21 protein-coding genes and 1 other RNA gene are annotated in these 20,292 nt (G+C 68.9%); 10 read left to right on the top strand and 12 right to left on the bottom strand.

Annotated features, from left to right (window positions below):
* Positions 1-6 precede the first annotated feature (6 nt).
* Positions 7-429, top strand: coding sequence for a sec-independent translocase (locus LKO27_RS08740; RefSeq protein WP_227737011.1), 423 nt, complete (start codon positions 7-9; stop codon positions 427-429).
* Here the strand turns inward: LKO27_RS08740 and LKO27_RS08735 are convergent.
* The 4 genes from LKO27_RS08735 to LKO27_RS08720 are packed head-to-tail and all read right to left on the bottom strand — an operon-like array spanning position 426 to position 3,749.
* Positions 426-1,610, bottom strand: a complete 1,185-nt coding sequence (locus tag LKO27_RS08735) for an Mrp/NBP35 family ATP-binding protein (protein ID WP_227737010.1) — start codon at positions 1,608-1,610, stop codon at positions 426-428. The genes LKO27_RS08740 and LKO27_RS08735 overlap by 4 nt on opposite strands.
* Positions 1,611-1,641: 31 nt before the next feature.
* Positions 1,642-1,983, bottom strand: coding sequence for a hypothetical protein (locus tag LKO27_RS08730; RefSeq protein ID WP_227737009.1), 342 nt, complete (start codon positions 1,981-1,983; stop codon positions 1,642-1,644).
* Entirely contained in the window at positions 1,976-2,485 is a 510-nt protein-coding gene (locus tag LKO27_RS08725) for a DUF1003 domain-containing protein (protein WP_227737008.1), read from the bottom strand. The genes LKO27_RS08730 and LKO27_RS08725 overlap by 8 nt, the downstream gene beginning before the upstream one ends.
* Entirely contained in the window at positions 2,472-3,749 is a 1,278-nt protein-coding gene (locus LKO27_RS08720) for a magnesium transporter MgtE N-terminal domain-containing protein (RefSeq protein ID WP_227737007.1), read from the bottom strand. Before LKO27_RS08720 ends, LKO27_RS08725 begins: the two co-directional genes overlap by 14 nt.
* 93 nt (positions 3,750-3,842) lie before the next feature.
* Between LKO27_RS08720 and LKO27_RS08715 the strand changes: the two genes are divergently transcribed.
* The 3 genes from LKO27_RS08715 to LKO27_RS08705 are packed head-to-tail and all read left to right on the top strand — an operon-like array spanning position 3,843 to position 5,819.
* A complete protein-coding gene (locus LKO27_RS08715; RefSeq protein ID WP_370629993.1) occupies positions 3,843-4,352 on the top strand; it encodes a general stress protein in 510 nt (169 codons plus the stop codon).
* Positions 4,349-4,963 (top strand): cyclopropane-fatty-acyl-phospholipid synthase family protein, encoded by a 615-nt coding sequence (locus LKO27_RS08710; RefSeq protein ID WP_227737005.1) that lies wholly within the window; start codon positions 4,349-4,351, stop codon positions 4,961-4,963. The genes LKO27_RS08715 and LKO27_RS08710 overlap by 4 nt, the downstream gene beginning before the upstream one ends.
* 37 nt (positions 4,964-5,000) lie before the next feature.
* The gene (locus LKO27_RS08705) at positions 5,001-5,819 is read left to right on the top strand and encodes an alpha/beta fold hydrolase (protein ID WP_227737004.1); all 819 of its coding nucleotides are present in this window, start codon (positions 5,001-5,003) and stop codon (positions 5,817-5,819) included.
* Here LKO27_RS08705 and LKO27_RS08700 read toward each other — a convergent pair.
* Positions 5,804-7,231, bottom strand: coding sequence for an aminopeptidase P family protein (locus tag LKO27_RS08700; protein WP_227737003.1), 1,428 nt, complete (start codon positions 7,229-7,231; stop codon positions 5,804-5,806). The genes LKO27_RS08705 and LKO27_RS08700 overlap by 16 nt on opposite strands.
* 70 nt (positions 7,232-7,301) lie before the next feature.
* Here LKO27_RS08700 and LKO27_RS08695 point away from each other — a divergent pair, with 70 nt between their 5' ends.
* Both LKO27_RS08695 and LKO27_RS08690 read left to right on the top strand, forming a co-directional pair.
* On the top strand, positions 7,302-8,042 hold the full coding sequence (locus LKO27_RS08695; protein WP_227737002.1) for a zinc ribbon domain-containing protein: 741 nt from the start codon (positions 7,302-7,304) through the stop codon (positions 8,040-8,042).
* Positions 8,042-9,481: an RNB domain-containing ribonuclease gene (locus tag LKO27_RS08690; RefSeq protein ID WP_227737001.1), complete on the top strand. Its 1,440-nt coding sequence runs from the start codon at positions 8,042-8,044 to the stop codon at positions 9,479-9,481. Before LKO27_RS08695 ends, LKO27_RS08690 begins: the two co-directional genes overlap by 1 nt.
* Positions 9,482-9,484: 3 nt before the next feature.
* Here LKO27_RS08690 and rnpB read toward each other — a convergent pair.
* From rnpB to LKO27_RS08665, 5 genes are all read right to left on the bottom strand, one after another.
* Positions 9,485-9,846, bottom strand: an RNA gene (rnpB, locus tag LKO27_RS08685) — RNase P RNA component class A.
* A 38-nt stretch (positions 9,847-9,884) separates the two neighbouring features.
* A complete protein-coding gene (gene map, locus LKO27_RS08680; RefSeq protein ID WP_227737000.1) occupies positions 9,885-10,733 on the bottom strand; it encodes a type I methionyl aminopeptidase in 849 nt (282 codons plus the stop codon).
* A gap of 35 nt (positions 10,734-10,768) precedes the next feature.
* Positions 10,769-11,605, bottom strand: coding sequence for a DUF2510 domain-containing protein (locus tag LKO27_RS08675; RefSeq protein WP_227736999.1), 837 nt, complete (start codon positions 11,603-11,605; stop codon positions 10,769-10,771).
* 38 nt (positions 11,606-11,643) lie between these two features.
* Positions 11,644-12,501, bottom strand: a complete 858-nt coding sequence (locus LKO27_RS08670; RefSeq protein ID WP_227736998.1) for a DUF2510 domain-containing protein — start codon at positions 12,499-12,501, stop codon at positions 11,644-11,646.
* A 5-nt stretch (positions 12,502-12,506) separates the two neighbouring features.
* Positions 12,507-13,346 (bottom strand): DUF2510 domain-containing protein, encoded by an 840-nt coding sequence (locus LKO27_RS08665; protein WP_227736997.1) that lies wholly within the window; start codon positions 13,344-13,346, stop codon positions 12,507-12,509.
* A 139-nt stretch (positions 13,347-13,485) separates the two neighbouring features.
* Between LKO27_RS08665 and LKO27_RS08660 the strand changes: the two genes are divergently transcribed.
* The gene (locus LKO27_RS08660; RefSeq protein WP_227737261.1) at positions 13,486-14,778 is read left to right on the top strand and encodes a glutamine synthetase family protein; all 1,293 of its coding nucleotides are present in this window, start codon (positions 13,486-13,488) and stop codon (positions 14,776-14,778) included.
* An 18-nt stretch (positions 14,779-14,796) separates the two neighbouring features.
* Here LKO27_RS08660 and LKO27_RS08655 read toward each other — a convergent pair whose 3' ends face one another.
* Positions 14,797-15,270, bottom strand: a complete 474-nt coding sequence (locus tag LKO27_RS08655) for a sterol carrier family protein (protein ID WP_227736996.1) — start codon at positions 15,268-15,270, stop codon at positions 14,797-14,799.
* 159 nt (positions 15,271-15,429) lie between these two features.
* On the opposite strand from LKO27_RS08655, the gene LKO27_RS08650 reads away from it, so the two are divergent.
* Both LKO27_RS08650 and LKO27_RS08645 read left to right on the top strand, forming a co-directional pair.
* Positions 15,430-16,278, top strand: a complete 849-nt coding sequence (locus tag LKO27_RS08650) for a formate/nitrite transporter family protein (RefSeq protein WP_227736995.1) — start codon at positions 15,430-15,432, stop codon at positions 16,276-16,278.
* Positions 16,279-16,302: 24 nt separating this feature from the next.
* On the top strand, positions 16,303-19,224 hold the full coding sequence (locus LKO27_RS08645) for a bifunctional [glutamine synthetase] adenylyltransferase/[glutamine synthetase]-adenylyl-L-tyrosine phosphorylase (RefSeq protein ID WP_227736994.1): 2,922 nt from the start codon (positions 16,303-16,305) through the stop codon (positions 19,222-19,224).
* Positions 19,225-19,236: 12 nt separating this feature from the next.
* Here LKO27_RS08645 and LKO27_RS15230 read toward each other — a convergent pair whose 3' ends face one another.
* Entirely contained in the window at positions 19,237-19,368 is a 132-nt protein-coding gene (locus LKO27_RS15230; protein ID WP_255621900.1) for a hypothetical protein, read from the bottom strand.
* A 257-nt stretch (positions 19,369-19,625) separates the two neighbouring features.
* On the opposite strand from LKO27_RS15230, the gene LKO27_RS08640 reads away from it, so the two are divergent.
* Positions 19,626-20,291: a response regulator transcription factor gene (locus LKO27_RS08640; RefSeq protein WP_227736993.1), complete on the top strand. Its 666-nt coding sequence runs from the start codon at positions 19,626-19,628 to the stop codon at positions 20,289-20,291.
* Position 20,292 lies beyond the last annotated feature (1 nt).

Below are 20,292 nucleotides of genomic sequence, written 5' to 3'. Positions count from 1 at the left end.
ATCCACGTGTTTGGCATTGACGCAGTTGAGCTCGTGGTGCTCATCGCGCTTGCCGTGATCCTCTTCGGTCCGGAGAAGCTCCCGCAGTTCTCCCGCAAGGCCGCACGCGTGATCGTCTACCTGCGCGGGATCGCGAACAACGCCCAGACCCAACTGCGCTCGGAGCTCGGTCCCGAGTTCGCGGACCTGGAGATCAAGGACCTCAATCCGAAGGCGTTCGTCGCCAAGCACATGAGCGCGGAGATCCAGGCCATCGAGGAGGCCCGCAAGGACCTCGCCGACGCCAAGAGCACCGTCGCCTCCGCGGGAAGCCTGGCCAAGCGGGAGACGGCCACGGCAACGAGCGAGGCCCAGAAGGCCATCAAGGACAAGGGGTCGCTGTCCACCAAGGAGGACAACCCACCCCCGTTCGACGTCGAGGCGACCTAGTTCGTCGACAGCGGCAGACGCGCGCCGACGAGGCTGCGCCGTCGGCTGCCGAGGGTACGGGCCAGCTCCACCAGGGCCCTCGCGGCGGGATGGTCCGGCGCGGAGACGACGATGGGCTCGCCCCTGTCCCCACCCGCGAGGAGTGCCTCGTCGAAGGGGATCTGCCCGAGCATGGGCACCTCGTACTGGACCCGGTCGGTGAGGGCCTCGGCCACCTGGACGCCACCGCCGGAGCCGAACAGCTCCATGCGGTGCACGTCTGCGCAGTTGGGGCAGGTGTGTTCCAGCCAGCTCATGTTCTCGACGACTCCGATGACCCGCTGCTCCAGGATGTGGGCCATCGTGCCCGCCCGCTCCGAGACCTCGGAGGCCGCCTGCTGGGGAGTGGTCACCACGAGGAGCTCGGAGTTGGGGATCTTCTGGCCGAGGCTCATGGCGACGTCTCCTGTTCCCGGGGGAAGGTCCAGCAGCAGGTAGTCGAGGTCACCCCAGTAGACGTCGGCCAGCAGCTGCGTCAGGGCCCGGTCCAGGATCGGGCCGCGCCAGGCGACCACCTGGTCGCGGCTGGGTTTCAGCATGCCGATGCTGATGACGGCGACGTCGTGGGTGACCTGCGGATCCGCCTCGGAGGGGATCACGGCGGGGACCGGCATGATCATGTCGTCCACCACGGTGGGACGGGCGTCGCCGAGGCCAAGCAGGTCGGGGATGGAGTGGCCGTAGATGTCGGCGTCCAGGATGCCCACCTTGCGGCCCTGGCGCGCCAGCGCCACCGCAAGGTTGACCGTGACCGACGACTTGCCGACACCGCCCTTGCCGGAGGCGACGGCGATCACGTGGGTGAGGTTCCCGGGCTGGGCGAACGGGATCAGCCGCTCCAGCTGGCCGCCGCGCAGCAGCTGGCGCATGGCGTCGCGCTGTTCCTGGGTCATCACACCCAGCTCGACGTCCACCGCAGAGACGCCCTCGACGGCCTGGACGGCGGTGGTGACACGCCCGGTGATCTCGCTGCGCATCGGGCAGCCTGCGACGGTAAGCAGCACGCGCACGAAGACCCGGCCGTCGTCGGCCGCGGTGAGCTCGTCCACCATCCCCAGCTCCGTGATGGGCCGCCGGATCTCCGGATCCTCCACCTCGTGGAGCGCAGCACGGACAAGGGGGAGCAGGGGGTTCTCAGTCACACCCCGTGTCTACGCGGTCGGATCGGCCAAATCAAGTTCGCAGGCGCGAGCGTTCGTTGAGGGCGTCGCACATGATGGCGACGCTCAGCGCCACCAGCGCGGGCAGCCACAGCGATGCGAGGCTGGCCAGGACGACCACCGCCGGTCCCAGCACCAGGTTCAGGGTGAGCCGCTCCTTGTAGCCGAGGCGTCGGGGGGAACCGGGGGCGAGCAGCAGGAGCCAGCTCACGCAGTAGGCCAGGACGAAGACGCCGGCCACGACGGCTCCGAGCCACCAGCCGCCGGCAATCCGCCACAGGGACAGGGCGCCGATCACGACGAGCGCCAGCTGACCGATGAACAGGACGACGGCGTACCAGCGCAGCTCACTCATCGGTCTCGCCGACCTTCTGCAACCGTGCTTCGAGATCACGCAGCTCATTTCGCAGCTCGCCGCGGACGAAGTCGCGCGTCGCCAGTTCTCCGAGGCTCATCCGGATGGCAGCGATCTCACGGGCCAGGAAGTCCATGTCGGCACGGGACTGGCGGGCCACCTCGCGGTCCTCGTCGAGACTCAGCTTGTCGCGCACCTCCTGCCGGTTCTGCGCCAGCAGGATCAACGGCGCCGAGTACGAGGCCTGGGTGGAGAAGAACAGGTTCAGCAGGATGAAGGGGTAGGGATCCCAGCGGAGGCCGAACAGCCCGATCAGGTTGATCAGCACCCACACGATGACGAAGATGGTCATGTAGAGCAGGAACTTCGCCGTTCCCATGAAGCGGGCGAAGGACTCCGCGAACTTGCCGAAGGTCTCCGAGTCCAGCTGGACCGTCGGGAACCAGGAGCGCCGGCGGCCGGGAACCGACAGCAGGTCACGCTCCCGCTCAGGCCCTGCCATCGGTGACCTCCGCCGCGCGCTGGTCGTCCATCAGGACGCCGCGCCAGTCGTCGGGCAGCATGTGGTCCAGCACGTCGTCGACGGTGACAGCACCCACGAGTTGTCCCTGGTCGTTGACCACAGGGGCGACCACGAGGTTGTAGGTGGCGAAGAAGCGGCTCACCTGCGCGAGCGGCGTCGACGGGGACAGCGGCTCCAGGCTCTGGTCCAGCATGGTGGCAACCTGCAGGGTGGGTGCGGAACGCAGCAGTTGCTGAGTGTGACAAGCGCCGAGGTAGCGCCCCGACGGCGCCTCGAGCGGCGGCCGGGTGACGAACACCATCGAGGCCAGGGCCGGGGTGAGCTGTTCCTCACGGCAGCGTGCCAGCGCCTGCGCCACCGTGGCGTCAGTGTCGAGGATCACCGGCTCGGGCGTCATCATGCCACCGGCGGTGAACTCGTCGTAGACCAGCAGTCGGCGGACGTCGGAGGCCTCGTCGGGCTCCATCCTCTGCAGCAGGTCCTCGGCCATCTCACCCGGCAGTTCCCTGATGAGGTCGGCGGCGTCGTCGGGGTCCATCTCCCCGAGGACGTCAGCGGCGCGCTCGTTGTCCAGCACCGAGATCAGTTCGATCTGCTCGTCCTCGGGCAGTTCCTCCATGGCTTCGGCGAGGGTCTCGTCGTCGAGCGCCTGCACCACGGCCGCCAGCCGGTCGGGATCCAGGTCATGGAGTTCCCGGGCGACGTCGGCGGCCTTCATGTCGGAGAACTCGGCGACGAAGTGCGCGGGCGTGCGCCCCTTCGCCAGCACCAGGTCCGGTACCTCGTCCCAGCGGACGACCTCGGTGGTGCTGCGCCCGCCAAAACCGAAGCGTCCCACCTTCGTGCGGCTCTGGAGGGCGACTGAATGGATCTCCCACTCCCGGCTGCGCACCTGCACGATGGACACGTCGTAGATCTTGGTCGGGTTCTCCCGCGGCACGGGCCGATCGAACAGGTCACCGTCGACCAGGAGTTCGGTGTCCCGCTTCTGGAACTTGCGGGTGTCCACCTGGCCGAGGATCGAGACCTGGTTCGCGGTGATCGCGTGCACGCGGATCATGGGTACGAAGATGCGCTGCCGCGCGAAGAGTTCCACCAGCAGGCCGCGGACCCGGGGAGCCAGGGTGCCGGTACGCAAGTGGAAGATCACGTCCTTGACGCGCCCAACCTGGTCCCCGGCGGCGTCGACGAGTGGGAGGCCGATGACGCGTGAGACATAGACCTGCGTGTCCTTGGCGTTCATGGAGCGAAATCTACACGCTCAGACCTCCGGCGAAGGTGGGCGGCGCGGGCGTAGAGTCGGGGCAGGAACCGTGCCTTTGGACCCGAGGAGCAGATCATGAGTGTGAACCCACCACCCGCCGGACTCGGCCTCGAGCTCGAATACCCCCAGCACCTGGCGGAGTTCAGGACATATGCGGAGGCGCAGGAGGCGGTGGACTACCTGGCCGACCAGAAGTTCCCCGTGGAGAACCTGGTGATCCTCGGCACCAACCTGCGCACCATCGAGCGGGTCACCGGGCGCAAGACCTGGGGCAGCGTCCTGGTCAACGGGGCCGTTTCGGGCCTTGGAATGGGCGTGTTCGTGTCCCTGATGCTGTGGCTGTTCTACCGCGGGTTCGCTGCGTTCTGGTTCATGCTCCTGATCGGCCTCGTGATGGGTGCGGTGTTCGGGCTGATCACGGCTGCCATCGGCTACGCCGTCACCGGGGGAAGGCGTGACTTCGACTCCATGCGTCAGACGGTGGCCACGGCCTACGAGTTGCAGTGCGAGCACAAGGTGGTGGAGGAGGCGCGCAGGCTCCTGGCACAGCGCCCCGGTACCCGGGCAACCGCTTTCGAATGAGTCAGGGCCCCGACTTCTGGGACCAGCGCTATTCCCACCCCAACTACGTCTTCGGATACAAGCCGAACGACTTCCTGGCTGCCAATGCCAGTTTCCTGAGGCCGGGGTCCCGGGTGCTGTGCCTGGGTGACGGAGAGGGCCGCAACGGCGTGTTCCTGGCGTCCAGGGGTCACCACGTCGTAAGCCTTGACTTCTCCGCCGTTGCGCTGACAAAGGCCAGGCAACTCGCCTCGGAGAAGGGCGTCGAGCTCGAGACGTGGCACCTTGACCTCGCTGACTGGGTCGGACAGCCGGCACCGGAGCAGCCCTGGGACGCGATCGTGTCCATCTTCTGCCACCTCCCGCCCGACCTGCGCGCCGAAGTGGCGCGGACTGCGACCGCCCAGACCCGTCCGGGCGGGATGCTGCTGCTGGAGGCCTACACCCCGGCGCAGCTGGCGCTCGGCACCGGCGGGCCGAAGGACCCCGACCTGCTCCTCACGCGCCCGGCGGTCCTTGCCGACTGGCAGGGCTGGACGCTCGACGTCAGGCTCCTGGAACGGAGGATCTTCGAGGGGATGGGCCATCAGGGACTCTCCAGCGTGGTGCAGGTGCTGGGAAAGCGGACCTGACGGCGCGTCTGCACACGTCGCCCGGTAGTTTGGCGCCATGAAGCTGACGTTCGACACCTACAACCCGAACGATCCCGCCAAGCGCGTGCTCGTGCTTGGCCCCAGCCTCGGCGGCAACGCCCAGCACCAGTGGACGGCGGTGGCGGAACGGTTGCGCTCGGAGGCGCGCGTGGTCTTCGTCGACCTCCCCGGGCACGCCCTCACACCGGTCTGGGACGACGCCGACGAGCCCACCCTCGATACGGTCGCGGAGGCCGTGATGGAAGTGGTCCGGGAGGTGAGCGAGACCAACGACGGCCTGCCGGTCTTCTACGCGGGGCTCTCCATCTCCGGTGCCGTCGGGCTGCACCTCGCCCGGGACCACGAGGAGGAACTCGCCGGAGTCGCCGTCGCGTGCTCCGCCGCCACCGTCGGGGAGCCGACGGCGTGGCGCAAGCGTGCCGAGGCCGTCGAGGAGCGCGGTACCCAGCACCTCGTCGACGAGACGAGGAAGCGCTGGTTCACCCCGGACTTCCAGGCCCGCCAGCCCCACACCGTCGACACGATCATGGAGGGTCTCGCCGTAACCGACGACCACTCCTACGCCCAGCTGTGCAGGGCGCTCGCCGTGCACGACGTACGCGGGGACCTGGAGAACATCCGGACGCCGCTGCTGCTCATCGCGGGGGAGCGGGACTCCTCGACGCCGATCGGCAACGTGGAACTGGTGGCCAGCACGGTGCCGGGAGCCGAACTGCGGATCATCCCGGAGGCGGCACACCAGGTGACGGTGGCCGAACCCCGGGAGGTGGCCGCGGCCCTGGCGGCGTTCATGAACCGCGTCGAGCGCCCCAGGAAGCCCTACCTGGAGGACTGACCAGCCAGCCAGGCCTCCACGTCATCGGCCGTGCGTGGCAGCGAGGCGCTCAGGTTTTCCGGGCCTTCGGCGGTGATGAGGATGTCGTCCTCGATCCGCACGCCGATGCCGCGGTACTCCTCCGGCACCAGCAGGTCCCCGGCCTTGAAGTAGATGCCGGGCTCGACGGTGATGACCATGCCCTCGGCCAGCGTCCCGTCGCGGTAGACCTCACGGCGGGCCTCGCCGCAGTCGTGCACGTCCATCCCGAGGTGGTGCGAGGTGCCGTGCACCATCCAGCGACGGTGGTAGCCACCCTCGGTTGCCAAGGTCTCGGTCACCGTGCCCGGGAGGATGCCCAGCTCGTGGAAGAACTCGGCCAGGACCCGGATGGCGGCGTTGTGGGGGGCCATGAACGGCGCGCCGGGACGGCAGGCCCGGATCCCCGCCTCCTGCGCTGCCAGCACCGCCTCGTAGACGCGCCGCTGTGGGGGCGTGAACTTGCCGCTCACCGGCAGGGTGCGGGTGACGTCGGCGGTGTAGAGGGACTCCACCTCCACGCCCGCGTCGAGCAGCAGGAGGTCGCCGTCGGCCAGCGCGCCGTCGTTGCGGATCCAGTGCAGCGTGTTGGCGTGGTCACCACCGGCGGCGATGGTGTCGTAGCCGACGGCGTTGCCCAGGTGGCGGGCATGTAGTGCGAACGTGCCCTCCACCCAGCGCTCGCCACGGCCGCCCGCGACGGCGTTGGGCAGTTCCCGGGCCACCGCCTCGAAGCCGACGCGGGTGGCGTCGCAGGCCCGCCGCAGCTCGTCGACCTCGAACGCGTCCTTGACCATGCGGAACTCGGCGATCACGCGCGCCAGGTCGGCGTCGCCCTGTTCCTCGCCGGTGCCGCGGAGCTCGTCGACGATGGCCGTGATGCCGGGATCCGCGTCGCGGACCACCAGGAGCTTGCCGACCGAGGAAAGATCTTCGCGGAGGTTTCGGATGTCGGCCACCTGCAGGCCGGCGCGGGCCCGCATCTCGGCGAAGGAGTCGCGCTTGCCGACCCACATCTCGCCGTAGCGGGCATCGGCGTAGAACTCCTCGTCGGTGCGGGGCGCCCGTGGCCGGAAGTAGAGGGTGGCCACGGCGTCGGGTCCCAGCACGAGGGCGGCGTCCGGCTCCCGGTCCTCTCCCAGGCCGCTCAGCCACGCGAAGGCCGTGTGGGGCCGGAACCGGTAGTCGGTGTCATTGGAGCGGACCTTCAGCGGGCCGGCCGGGAGCACCAGCGTGGCGTCCGGGAACTCGGCGGCCACCTTCACCTGCCTGGCCTGCACCCAGTCGGCCGCGGCGAGGCGTTCGACGGAATCCTCGGATTCGGGGGCCCAGCCCTGCACGATGAACTTCTTGAAGGTTTCCGAGTAGGGGGGCTTGCGATTGTCCGAGGTCATGGGTCCGAGTCTAGGCTGGGTGGATGCTTGTAGATTGGCCCCCAGGACAACTCAACTGGAGGACACGCTGATGCAAGCCGAACCCGCCGACCAGCAGCGACTGCTGCAGCTGGCCGACCTGGACCAGGAGCTGGGGCGCGTCCAGCACACGGCGAAGTCGCTGCCCGAGCACAAGCAGATCAACGAACTCATGGCCGCGCGGCAGCAGGTGACCGACGCACTGGTCTCAGTGACCACCGAGGTGGACGACCTCCAGGTGGGGGTGCGTCGTGCCGAGAACGACCTGGTGCCGGTGAAGGCCAGGCTCGAGCGGGACTCGCGGCGGATCGAGGACGGCTCGGTGACCGACTCCAAGACCCTGCGCGGCCTCATCGACGAGGTGGAGCACATCAAGCGGCGCATCGGCACCCTGGAGGACGAGCAGCTCGAGGTGATGGGGCAACTTGAAGCCGCGGAGGCACGCCAGGCCGAGATCACGGCTCGCAAGGCGGAGATCGAGGCCAAGCTGCGCGAGTTGGTCGCGGCCCGCAACGAGAAGGTCACTGCCCTGCAGGCGGAGGCCGGTGAGCTGGGTACCTCGCGCGCCGCCGTCGCGGCCCAGGTGGCCCCCGATCTGCTCAAGTTGTACGAACGGATCCGGGAGCAGCGCGGGCTGGGCGCCGCCCGGCTGGCCCGGGGCCGCTGCACCGGTTGCCAGCTGGAGATCACCGTCTCCGACCTGGACGACTACCGGCGCGCCCCCGCCAACCAGGTGCTGCGCTGCGTCGAGTGCGACCGGATCCTGGTGCGCACGCCGGAATCGGGGCTGTGATGCCGGCACGCCACATAGAGATCCTCGACGTACCCGACGAGGTACGAGCCGGCCTGCAGCGCCTGCGCCAATCGCTGGAGATCCCCGAAGCCTTCCCCGACGACGCGCTCGCGCAGGCCGAGGCGCTCGCCGCGACCCCGCCGTCGTTCCCCGACCACCGGGACATGACCGACGTCGAGTTCATCACGATCGACCCGCCGGACGCCATGGATCTCGACCAGGCGCTCCACATCCGTCGCGACGGCGACGGCTACCGCGTGCACTACGCGATCGCCGACGTCGGCGCCTGGGTCGAGCCCGGCTCCGCCATCGACCGGGTGGCACATGAGCGCGGCCAGACTCTGTACGCACCCAGCGCGAAGGTACCCCTCCACCCCAAGGCGCTCAGCGAGCAGGCCGCCTCGCTGCTCGCCGACGGCGTCGCCCGCCCCGCGATGGTCTGGACCCACAACCTTGATTCCCGTGGCCTGGTGACGTCGACCACCTTGGTCCGCGCGATGGTGCTCAACCGCGCCAAGCTCAGCTATGAGGGCATCCAGGCAGATCTCGACGCGGGCAACGCCAACGAGACGGTGCGGTTGCTCGCCGAGGTCGGCCCGCTGCGCGAACGGATCGAGGCCGAGCGCGGCGGCATCAGCCTCAACCTGCCGGACCAGGAGATCGTCACCGACGGCAACACCTGGCTGCCGGTGTTCCGCAAGCTTGTGAAGGTGGAGGACTGGAACGCCCAGATCTCACTGATGACCGGGATCGCGGCGGCGCACCTGATGCTCGAGGCGAAGGTGGGGATCCTCCGCACGCTGCCGCCGGCCGAGGACCACGCGGTGGAGAAGCTCCGCCGGGCAGCCCGGACGCTCGGCGTCGAGTGGCCGAAGGGGCAGAGCTACCCGGACTTCGTCCGCAGCCTCGATCCCGCGGACCCGAGGGAACTGGCGGTGCTGGTGAAGTGCACCATGCTCTTCCGAGGCGCGGGCTACCTGGCCTTCGACGGCCGGGTCCCCGACGAGAACGTCGAGCACTCCGCGCTCGCGACGCCCTACGCGCACACCACCGCACCGCTGCGCCGGCTGGTGGACCGCTTCGTCCTGGAGATCTGCCACAGCATTTCCAACGGGCTGGCCGTGCCGGAATGGGCCACCGCCGCCCTGGCGAACCTGCCCCAGCAGATGGCTGACTCCGGCCGCAAGGCCAACTCCTACGAGCGGGGTGTGGTGGACCTGGCCGAGGCGCTGGTGCTCAGCGACCGGGTGGGGGAGATCTTCGACGCCGTGCTGATCGACGTCTATCCGAAGAACAGCATGGGGACCGTCCAGATCAAGGAACCCGCCATCGAGGCGCAGCTCAAGGCCGACCAGCGCGACGTCGGCCAGGAACTCCGGGTGCGGCTCGACAAGGTTGACCTCGTGAAGGGTGAGCTGACCTTCAGCCACCCCAACTGAGGAGGGACGAGCCGGCCGGTAAGCCGGATTCTGTCGAGGATGATCATCCATCTGGGCCCGCCGTTGCCGACGGGCTCGGTGCGACCTACCCGGACACCTCGCGCGAGCAACGCTCAGACGGTGTCCGCAGCCAGCGAGCTGGCCTTCTTGGTCTTGCTCCGGGTGGGGTTTGCCTAGCCACGCAGGTCACCCTGCGTGCTGGTGGTCTCTTACACCGCCGTTTCACCCTTACCCGGCTCTCACCGGGCGGTCTGTTTTCTGTGGCACTTTCCCGCGGGTCACCCCGGGTGGGCGTTACCCACCACCCCGCTCTGCGGAGTCCGGACTTTCCTCAGCGCAAGCGCCGCGATCATCTGGCCGACTCGTCCACCAGCCAGTCTACCGCCGCCTGCGGGTGGGTGCCTCACGGGAGGGTGAGGATCTCCGCCCCGGTCTCCGTGACCACGAGCGAGTGCTCGAACTGGGCGCACCAGGAGCCGTCGAGCGTGACGACGGTCCAGTCGTCGTCCCAGACCTCGGACTCCGGTGCCCCGAGGGTGAGCATGGGCTCGATTGTGAACGTCATGCCCGGTTCCATCACGGTGTCCAGACGCGGCTCGTCGTAGTGCAGGACCACCAGTCCCGAGTGGAAGGCAGTGTGCACGCCGTGGCCCGTGTACTCCTTCACGACGCCGTAGCCGAAGCGTTTCGCATAGGACTCGATCACCCGCCCGATCACCGAGATCGGCCGGCCTGGGCGGACTGCCTTGATCGCGCGGTTCAGCGCCTCCTGGGTGCGCTCGGTCAGCAGGCGCGCCTCCTCGGAGACGTCACCGCAGAAGAAGGTGGCGCAGTTGTCGCCGTGGACACCGTCCTTGTAGGCAGTGACGTCGATCTTGACCAGGTCGCCGTCCTCGAGGGGCCGGGCGTCGGGTATGCCGTGGCAGATGACCTCGTTCACCGAGGTGCAGATGGACTTCGGGAACGCGCGGTAGCCCAGTGCCGACGGGTAGGCGCCGTGGTCCAACATGTACTCGTGCGCGACCGCGTCCAGCTGGTCCGTCGTGACCCCGGGGGCGATCGCCTTGGCCGCCTCCTGCATGGCGTTGTGAGCGATCCGCCCCGCCTCCCGCATTGCCTCGATGACCTCGGGCGGCTGCACGTGCGAGCCCCGGTAGGGCTTCGGGGCCGGCTGGTCGACGTATTCGGGCCGCGCAATCGACCTGGGGACGTCGCGGCGGGGGCTGATGCGGTGGGGGGTGATACGGCTCACGCCTGCCAGTCTAGTTCGCTCCCGACGGCGCGGGCTCAGGCGAAGCTCAGGTCCTGCAGCGCTGCGTCGACCAGGTCGTAGTCGGATTCGGCGCTGTCCGGGACCACAGCCACGGCGATGTGCAGCACGCCGTCGCGTTCTGCCGTGACCACCGTCAGCCAATCCTGCGTCACATCTTCGATGCCGGTGACGTCGATGTCGACGTCCAGCCAGGTGACCTCGTTCTGCGGCTGGCTCTCGATGGCCAGGACAGTGGCCTGTGAGAGGGCATCACCGTAGAAGACGGACCCGATCAGGCATCGGGCGAACCTGACCGCCGCCGCCTCGTGGCCGGCGAAACCCTCGGACTCCTCGAGGTGACCGACGGTCACGCTGGCCATCCACTGATTGTCGTAGTACTTGACCTGGGAGTTGGAGCCGTGCACCCACGGGTACTGCACGTCGTTTGGCTGGAACCCCGGGACTGCGGGAAAGCTGAGTCCGGCAGCGGACTCGTAGCGCCCCCCGGCGTTGGGCTCCCCGGTGGCGTCGACAGCGTTGCCGACGCAGTCCAGGGGGGCCAGGACGTCGCCCTCGGTGACGGCCGGTTCGCTGGGGCTGGGGCTGGGGCTCGCAGCCGGGGTGGTGTCCGGGGTGGTGCTGGTGGTGCCGTCGCGGAAGAACAACAACCAGGTCCCAAGCCCGATGATGAGCGCCACTGAGACCGCCAGCGCGATCCACAGGCCCAGGTTGCTCCTGTCGTGGGGAGGACCCGACGTCGGGGATTCGCCTTGCATCTCCCAGGCGGCGGTGTGGTCGGTCCACCGCGCGCCGTCCCAGAAGCGGAGGCCGGGTCCGCCACGGGGGTCGGGGTACCACCCCGGAACTGACATGGCAGCCATGCTATCCACGCCACGCGTCGACGGGGGCCTCAGCCCACGCGCAGCGACTCCGTGGCCGCGGCCACCTCGGAGAGGTTGTCCCGGTCGTCGATGGTGGCACACGAGATGAACACGGAGAACCTGTCCGCCTCGCCCAGGTCGAGGACGATCACGTCGACGACGTCGCCCCTGATCGGTCCCTGGTTGTCGACGTAGACGTTGGCGGTGATCCGCCAGCCCTGGGCGCCGTCGAGGCTGAAGGCCTCGTTGCTGAGGTCCTCCCTGCCGGTGAACCCGTCGTAGAGCAGGGAGGTGGACATGCAGGACATGATGGACTCCGCGCTCTGGCGGGGCGACGTGAACCCCTCCTCCTTGAGCACCGCCCCTACGCTCAGGTTGCTCATCCAGGTGCCGGTGATGGACCTGGTCTGGGAGTTGTGGTCGTAGAGCCAAGGCAGATACACCGGGATGTTCCGCCAGTCGCGCACCGCCTCGAACGACAGCCCGCCGCCGTGGATGCGTCCGTCGGGTCCGATCTGGGACCTGTCATCGGTGCTGTTGCGGGGACAGTCGATCAGCTCACCCCTGCCGGTCGCGTCAGGGTTCGTGGGCGACTCGGTCGGTTCCAGCTCGTTCCACTGGCTGCCGGTGGGCCTGGCCGAGTTCGTGTCCTCGGGGGTGGTCGAGAAGGGCGATCCGGGCCGCCACAACAGGGCGACCACGACCGCCACGACGACCACCAGTGCCAGCCCGAACCAGAGCCACGGCGGTCGCCGACGGGGCGCGCCCGGGCCCGCCTGCCCGACCGCGGGTCCGCTGGTGGTGTGACTGGTCCAGGCGGTGCCGTCCCAGTAGCGCAGGCCGCCGTCGTTCGAGGCGGGGTCGGGATACCAGCCGGGCGCGGACATGCTTCTCAATTCCTGCTGAGCGAGTTCAGGGCTTCGGCCACCAGGTCCTTGCGGCGCTGGTCGTCGATGGGGGCCTGCGAGTGGAACAGCGTCAGGGAATCCGGGTCACCGGAATCGACCACGACCACGACGATCTCGTCACCGATGACGGGCTGGTCGGGGATGTTCCAGAAGTTCTGGCGGATGAGCCAGCCGGACACCCCGTCGGCGGTGGTGAAGGGCTCGTCCTCCAGAGTCTCCCGGTGGTCCAGGGTGCTGTAGTAGTACGACGTGGACATGCAGTCCGAAAGTTGCTGCGCGGCCGTGCGCGGGTCGGAGGAGAAGTCCTCCTTCGAGACCTGCCCGATGGCGGTGATCGCCACCCACGTGGCAGCGACGCTGTCGACCTGCCCCGACCGTTCGGAGGCGAAGTCGAGCGTCCAGCCGCCGCCGTCGTCCCAGCCCGGGACGGCCCGGAACCGCATGTCGCCGGAGACGTACCAGTCGCCCTGCGGAGTGAGGTCGAACTCGTCCACGTAGGGGCACGCGACGGGCCGGCCCTCACCGTCGGTGGGTTGGGGCGAGGTCGGGGTCTCGGTTGGCTCCACCTCGTTCCACTGGCTACCGGTGGGCTTGGCGCTGTTGGTGTCCGTGGGCATCGCGAACGGGTCCGGGCTCCAGGGCCGGAGGATGATCAGGGCAACCACGAGCCCCACTCCGACGATGGCCGCCAGCACCGCGTAGAGCGCCTTGTGGCTGCTCCCACGGGCGCCCTTCTCCTGCGGGAGCGGGGCCCACGCCCGCCCGTCCCAGTAGCGGGGTTGGCCTGAACCACCGGGGTCCGGGTACCAACCTGGCTGACTCATGGCTCCCATTATGGCCAGACACCCGGCCAGGCCCCGAATGGGCGGACGCGCCGCGTCGCCGGGCTTTGTCACACGACTGTCACACAGAATCGGGCACACTTGGCACATGGATAGGCAAACGGAGTACGTCCTGCGTTCGATGGAGGAGCGGGACATCCGCTTCGTGAGGCTCTGGTTCACCGACGTGCTCGGTTCGCTGAAATCGGTGGCCATCGCCCCGGCCGAGGTCGAGGGCGCCATCTCGGAGGGCGTGGGCTTCGACGGCTCCGCCGTCGAGGGGTTCGCGCGCGTGTTCGAGTCGGACATGGTCGCGCACCCGGACCCGTCCACCTTCCAGGTCCTCCCGTGGCGTCAGATGGAGCGTGGGACCGCGCGGATGTTCTGCGACATCAGCCTCCCCGACGGGTCGCCGAGTTTCGCCGATCCCCGCTACGTCCTCAAGCGGGCCCTCAAGCGGGCCGCTGACATGGGCTTCACCTTCTACATCCATCCCGAGGTCGAGTTCTTCCTCCTGCGCGAGCAGATCCCCCCGGTGCCGCTGGACCAGGGCGGCTACTTCGACCACACGACCCTGGGCGACGGGACGGACTTCCGCCGAGACGCCATCACGATGCTCGAGCAGATGGGCATCTCGGTGGAGTTCAGCCACCACGAGGCCGCCCCCGGCCAGCACGAGATCGACCTGCGCTACGCCGACGCCCTCACCATGGCCGACAACGTCATGACCTTCCGGGTCGTGATCCGGGAAGTGGCCGTGAACCAGGGGATCCATGCCACGTTCATGCCCAAGCCCTTCTCCGAGCACGCAGGTTCCGGCATGCACACCCACATGTCGTTGTTCGAGGGCGATACCAACGCCTTCTACGACGGCGCGGATGAGTACCGGCTGTCCAAGACTGCCCGCCACTTCATCGCAGGGCTCCTGAAGCACGCCCGCGAGATCACCGCGGTCACCAACCAGTGGGTCAACTCCTACAAGCGCCTCAGCGGCGGCACGGAGGCCCCGACGTATGCGTGCTGGGGCCGCGCCAACCGGTCCGCACTGATCCGCGTCCCCCAGTTCTCCCCGGGCAAGTCGTCCTCGGCGCGCATCGAGTACCGCGCACCGGACTCCGCCATGAACCCCTATCTGGGGTACGCACTGATGCTGAACGCCGGGCTGGCCGGCATCGAGAACGAGTACCCACTCCAGGAGGAGACCGAGGACGAGGTCTGGCGCCTCTCGGACAAGGAGCGCCGATCCCTCGGGATCGAGGCGCTGCCACGCAACCTGGACGAGGCGCTGCGCGTGATGGAGGAGAGCGAGTTGGCCGCGGAGACCCTCGGCGAGCACGTCTTCGAGTACTTCATGCGCAACAAGCGCGAGGAGTTCGAGATCTACCGGGCACAGGTCACCCCTTGGGAACTCGAACGCCACATCCGCGTCCTCTGAGGGACCGCGCAGGTCTGGTCAGAGCGGGAACGCCTGAGCCGCCTCGGACGCGTGCGCTCCGGAGACGCTGAGCCGCGCGGTGGCCGACTCCCAGGCGGTGAGGCCCGTGACCAGTCCGAGGAACACGTCGGCCGGCATTTCCACGACGTTGGGTGGCGTTCCCCGCGTGTGTTTCGGCCCGGACTCGAAACCGATCTGGACCGCGGCGTAGGGCGGCACCCTCACCTCGATCGAGGCGCCAGGATGACGCTCGCCCAGCAGGGCGCAGGCGGCGCGGGTGCTGGCTGCCGTGAGCACGGGACCGAGGTCGAGGCCATTCTCCTGGGCGGCCCTCGTCAAGGTGATCAGCGCGCGGGTCAGATCCGGGCGCCGATGGCGGAGATCCGCGTGGAGGAGAAGCCGCTGGCTGGCGGCGAGTTCCGGGTCCCGCTCCGCGAGCGACGAGATCAACTCGCCCAACTGGTCGACCACCGCGGCCGTCGGCTTGTGCATGCCCCAACCCTAGTTCCGGTTCCTCACCGGTGATCAGCGGCACTTGTGAGGAGATCGCTGCAGGGACGTAACCGTGCGAGCGATCCGGCGAAACGGGGCTCCGTGAGTCTGGAGGAAGCCCAGTCAGGGCCCTCGTCCAACGTCAGTGGAGGTCCTCCAGTGTCCTATGTCAAGCCCGCCGAGCTCGTCCGCCGCATGGTCGACGCCGGCCACTCCAAGCTCCTCATGTCCACCCGCGACATCCTCATCCGCGCCTTCATGGGTGGCGCGATACTTGCCCTGGCCGCCTGTTTCGCCGTCACCGTCTCCGTCCAGACCGGCCAGCCGATCCTCGGCGCAGTGCTGTTCCCCGTCGGCTTCGTCCTGCTCTACCTGATGGGCTTCGACCTGCTCACCGGCGTGTTCACACTGACTCCGCTGGCGCTGCTCGACAGGCGCCCGGGAGCGACCGTCCGGGGCCTGTTGCGCAGCTGGGGCCTGGTGTTCGTCGGCAACTTCGCAGGCGCGTTGGTGGTGGCCGTGCTGATGGCCATCTACTTCACCTACGGTTTCGCCACCGACCCGGGCGCGGTGGGTGCGGCCATAGCCGAGATCGGTCACGGCCGCACCCTCGGCTACGCGCAGTACGGTGCGGCCGGCATGCTGACGCTCTTCGTGCGCGGCGTGTTGTGCAACTGGATGGTCTCCACCGGGGTGGTCGCCGCGTTCATGTCGGACAGCGTCGCAGGCAAGGTGATCGGGATGTGGCTGCCGATCATGCTGTTCTTCTACATGGGCTTCGAGCACTCCATCGTCAACATGTTCCTGTTCCCGTCTGGCCTGCTGCTGGGTGCGGAGTTCACGTTCCTGGACTACCTGCTGTGGAACGAGATCCCGACCGTGGTCGGCAACCTGGTCGGCGGGGTGACCTTCGTCGGGCTCACGCTCTACACCACCCACGGCCGCACCGGCGCGCCGCGGATCCCCAGCTCCAAGCCCCAGGAGATGGAGAAGGTCCCGGCGTGGTGACGGGGCGCTAGTAGTGTGACAAGCGTGAGCAGGGTGCAGTCCGCCGTCGGTGAATTCGCCAGACGGGGCTTCGAGTCCGCCAGCGCTGCCGCCAAGGTGTGGCAGCGCTGGCTGGACGCGCTGGACGGCGCCACCCCGCCCGTTCCCCTCGACGCGCTGGAACCGGCCGCCAGCAGGGACCAGGCGCTCGAATCCCTCGCGCGGATGTGGGAGAGCGCCCCGGAAACGGTGGAACGGTTGGCCGCCGACGAGGGCTGGCTGCGTCGAGTCGTGCTCGTGCTCGGGGCCTCCAGCGCGCTGGCCCGCTTCCTGGTGCGCCACCCGTCTGAGACGGAGTTGCTGCGCGTGCCCGGCGGCCATCGCAACGAGGAACAATGGCGGGAGTTCTTCGAGGGCCGGTGTCACGTCGACGGCGTGGTGGCCGCCGGCGACGCCGACGCCCTGCGTCGCGCCAACTACGCGGCCCTGTGCGAGATCGCGGCCCGGGACCTCTCGGCCCCGGAACCTGCGGCCGTCGTGCACAAGGTGTCCCGGGAACTCAGCGCGGTGGCGGACGCGGTGCTCGACGTGGCCCTGGCCCACGCCCGCGCTGAGGTCCCCGGGTGGGAGAAGGTTCACCTGGCCATCCTCGCCATGGGAAAGACCGGCGCACAGGAGCTCAACTACGTCTCCGACGTCGACGTCATCCATGTCGCCGAACCCGCTGAGGGGGTCGGCGCCGACGAGGCGATGGCCGTCGGCGCGAGGCTCGCCGCAGCCGTCGCACGGATCTGTTCCGCGCACACCGGTGAGGGGACCATCTGGCCCGTCGACGCGGCGCTGCGTCCCGAGGGAAAGGCCGGACCCCTGGTGAGGACTCTCGACTCGTGTCGCATCTACTACCAGAAATGGGCGAAGAACTGGGAGTTCCAGGCCCTGATCAAGGCCCGCCCGGCGGCCGGTGACAAGGAGCTGGGCCAGCGGTTCTGCGACATGGTGGCGCCGCTGGTGTGGCAGGCGGGTGAACGTGAGGGATTCCTCGCGGAGGTGCGGGCCATGCGGCAGCGGGTGATCTCGCTCATCCCGCCCAAGCACGCTGACCGCGAGATCAAACTGGGTGCAGGCGGTCTGAGGGACACGGAGTTCTCCGTCCAGTTGCTCCAACTGGTCCACGGGCGGGCCGACGAGCGAATCCGGGGGCGCGGCACCTACGAGGCCCTCCGCTCCCTCGTCGCAACCGGCTACATCGGCAGGGCAGACGGGCTCGAACTCGAGGACAGCTACCGGTTCCAGCGCGTCCTGGAACACCGGGTACAGCTGCGGCAGCTTCGCCGCTCCCATCTGGTTCCCGACGACGAGGCGGCCCTCAAGCAACTGGCGCGGGGACTGGGCATCACCGCTGAGGAACTGACCGGCGCGTGGCGGGCAAGCGTGCGCAGCGTGCAGCGACTCCAGCAACGGATCTTCTACTCGCCGCTGCTGGACGCCGTCAGCTCCATCTCCGCGGAGACCCTGAAGCTGTCCGACAACGCCGCCCAGACGCGAATGCGTGCCCTCGGGTTCCTGGACCCGCGCTCGGCCCTCGGTCACATCAAAGCCCTCACCACCGGGAGTTCCCGCAGCGTCGAGATCCAGCGCCAGTTGCTGCCCGCGATGCTGGACTGGTTCGCCGAGGGCCCGAACCCGGACTTCGGTCTGCTGGCGTTCCGGCAGCTGTCCGAAGCCCTCGGCAGCACCAGCTGGTACCTGCGGGCGCTGCGTGACGAGGGCTGGATGGCACAGCGGCTGGCCCGGATCGCGTCCTCGAGCCGCTACGTCGTCGACCTGCTCAAGCGGGCACCGGAGACCGTCCAGATGCTGGCGGACCGCGAGGAGCTCAGGCCCCGGACCGCCTCGGAACTGTCCAGCGCCATGACCCGGGCGGCGGCCCGCCACGACGACAGGGATCGGGCCATTGCGTCGGTGCGTGCCCTGCGCCGCTCCGAGCTGTGCCGGATCGCTCTCAGTGACGTCCTCGGCGACGTCGACCTGGACACGGTCGGGCTCGGCCTGTCCAACCTCGCAGCCGCGTCCATGGACGCCGCCCTCGCCATCGCAGCGAGGGATACCGACGCCCCGCCCGTCGGAGTCATCGCACTCGGCCGCTGGGGAGGTCGGGAGATGAGTTACTCCTCCGACATCGACGTGATGTTCGTCGTCGATGACGGGAGCGACGCCGACGCGATCGATGCGGCCACGCAGGTGGTGCGGACGGCGTCGGACATCCTGGGCAGACCCGGACCGGATCCCGCGCTCGCGGTGGACAGTGACCTGCGGCCGGAGGGCAAGGACGGACCTCAGGTGCGCACCGTTTCGTCGTACCTGAGCTACTACGAGAAGTGGTCCGCCACCTGGGAGGCCCAGGCCATGGTCCGGGCCCGGGCCGGTGCGGGAGATCGGGAGCTGGCCGCCCGGGTGGTGGACGGTATCGAGTCCCTGCGCTACCCCGAGGGCGGACTCAGCAGGGCCCAGCTCTTCGAGATCCGGAAGCTGAAGTCCCGGATGGAGGCGGAGCGGATCCCCCGTGGCGTGCCGCGGGAGCGCCACCTGAAACTCGGTCAGGGGGGCTTGTCCGACGTCGAATGGACCGTCCAGCTGCTGCAGTTGCAGCACGGTCACGAGCTGGAGGCGCTGCGCACCACCTCGACGATGCAGGCGCTGGCCGGGCTTCAGGCGGAGAAGGTGCTGACACAGCGGCAGGCAGCCGACCTGCGCGCGGCCTGGCAGCACGCCAGCCGCCTTCGCAACGCGATCATGCTGGCCCGTGGCCGCGCCAGCGACTCCCTGCCGGCCGACTATCGGGAACTGGCCACGATCGCCACCCTGATGGGGGACCACTCCGGCCAGACGTCCCACCTGCTCGAGGAGACCCGCCGCCTGATGCGACGGGCCTCGCAGGTGGTGGACAAGCTCTTCTGGGAGTCCTGAGCACGCCGGCCCTCACCGGGACGGGCGGAACGGGTCCACGGCATGCAGCACCGAATAGATGAGGCCACCGCAGGTGATCCGCAGCACGCTCTGCAGGACGTCGGGCAGGTCCTCGAACCCACCCATCCGGCTCAGCGAGATCATCGCAGTGAGAGCCAGCGCGACTGTCCCCGGCCAACACAGGACCCGAGCCGCCCCGGGACAGGCCTTAGCGTCTTCGTGGTAAACCGGCTGGGCAGGACCGTTTCCGGGGCGCCCGGCTCCCGGCTGGGACTCACGGGGATGGCCGAGCGGGTCAGACTGGCGGGCGGGCGGCTGGACGTCGGCCGCCGGGGCGAAGATTTCGTCGTCGACGTGTGGTTGCCGTGGCCGCGCAATTCCGGGAAGTCGGAGGTGGCGAGTTGAGTCCGCAGCGAGAGCCCACCAGGGTCGTGGTGATCGACGACGACGCCTTGGTGCGCACCGGCTTGAGGATGATCCTGGGCGGGGCTCAGGGCGTTGCAGTGGTGGGGGAGGCCGACGACGGGGATGGGGCTGTGGAGCTGGTTGCCCGTCTGGAGCCCGACGTGGTCCTGATGGACATCCGGATGCCCCGGCTCGACGGGTTGAGCGCCACCCGCGAACTGTTGCGCAGGTGGCCGGGGCTGCGGGTGCTGGTGCTGACCACGTTCGACGCCGATGAGCTCGTGATCGAGGCGTTGCGCGCCGGCGCCCGCGGATTCGTGCTCAAGGACACCGCCCCCGAGCGCCTGGTTGCGGCGGTCCATGAGGTCGCCTCGGGCGAGCACGCAGTGTCACCAGCCGTGCTCGCCCTGCTGGTGGGGCAGGTCACCAGCGGCCCGACGGACGATCGCGCCGCCCACGCCCGTGCCCGCCTGGGGCTGTTGACCGAGCGTGAGGCGGAGGTGGCGAGAGCCGTCGCGCGCGGCGCGTCCAACCGTGAGATCGGACGCGACCTCTACCTGTCGGTTCCGACGGTGAAGTCGCACGTCTCCCGGATCCTCACCAAGCTCGCACTCGACAACCGCGTCCAGATTGCGATGCTCGTGCACGACGCCGACGACTGAC

Origin of the sequence: Tessaracoccus sp. OS52, from assembly GCF_020687685.1 — a bacterium.
GTDB lineage: Bacteria > Actinomycetota > Actinomycetes > Propionibacteriales > Propionibacteriaceae > Arachnia.
This window is presented reverse-complemented; position numbering and strand designations above follow the sequence as displayed.

Excerpts from the sequence above, each read along its gene's own strand:
- LKO27_RS08730 (WP_227737009.1), bottom strand. The coding sequence starts at position 1,983 with ATGAGTGAGCTGCGCTGGTACGCCGTCGTCCTGTTCATCGGTCAGCTG.
- LKO27_RS08725 (WP_227737008.1), bottom strand. The coding sequence starts at position 2,485 with ATGGCAGGGCCTGAGCGGGAGCGTGACCTGCTGTCGGTTCCCGGCCGC.
- LKO27_RS08720 (WP_227737007.1), bottom strand. The coding sequence starts at position 3,749 with ATGAACGCCAAGGACACGCAGGTCTATGTCTCACGCGTCATCGGCCTC.
- LKO27_RS08710 (WP_227737005.1), top strand. The coding sequence starts at position 4,349 with ATGAGTCAGGGCCCCGACTTCTGGGACCAGCGCTATTCCCACCCCAAC.
- LKO27_RS08705 (WP_227737004.1), top strand. The coding sequence starts at position 5,001 with ATGAAGCTGACGTTCGACACCTACAACCCGAACGATCCCGCCAAGCGC.
- LKO27_RS08700 (WP_227737003.1), bottom strand. The coding sequence starts at position 7,231 with ATGACCTCGGACAATCGCAAGCCCCCCTACTCGGAAACCTTCAAGAAG.
- LKO27_RS08695 (WP_227737002.1), top strand. The coding sequence starts at position 7,302 with ATGCAAGCCGAACCCGCCGACCAGCAGCGACTGCTGCAGCTGGCCGAC.
- LKO27_RS08690 (WP_227737001.1), top strand. The coding sequence starts at position 8,042 with ATGCCGGCACGCCACATAGAGATCCTCGACGTACCCGACGAGGTACGA.
- LKO27_RS08675 (WP_227736999.1), bottom strand. The coding sequence starts at position 11,605 with ATGTCAGTTCCGGGGTGGTACCCCGACCCCCGTGGCGGACCCGGCCTC.
- LKO27_RS08670 (WP_227736998.1), bottom strand. The coding sequence starts at position 12,501 with ATGTCCGCGCCCGGCTGGTATCCCGACCCCGCCTCGAACGACGGCGGC.
- LKO27_RS08665 (WP_227736997.1), bottom strand. The coding sequence starts at position 13,346 with ATGAGTCAGCCAGGTTGGTACCCGGACCCCGGTGGTTCAGGCCAACCC.
- LKO27_RS08660 (WP_227737261.1), top strand. The coding sequence starts at position 13,486 with ATGGAGGAGCGGGACATCCGCTTCGTGAGGCTCTGGTTCACCGACGTG.
- LKO27_RS08655 (WP_227736996.1), bottom strand. The coding sequence starts at position 15,270 with ATGCACAAGCCGACGGCCGCGGTGGTCGACCAGTTGGGCGAGTTGATC.
- LKO27_RS15230 (WP_255621900.1), bottom strand. The coding sequence starts at position 19,368 with ATGATCTCGCTGAGCCGGATGGGTGGGTTCGAGGACCTGCCCGACGTC.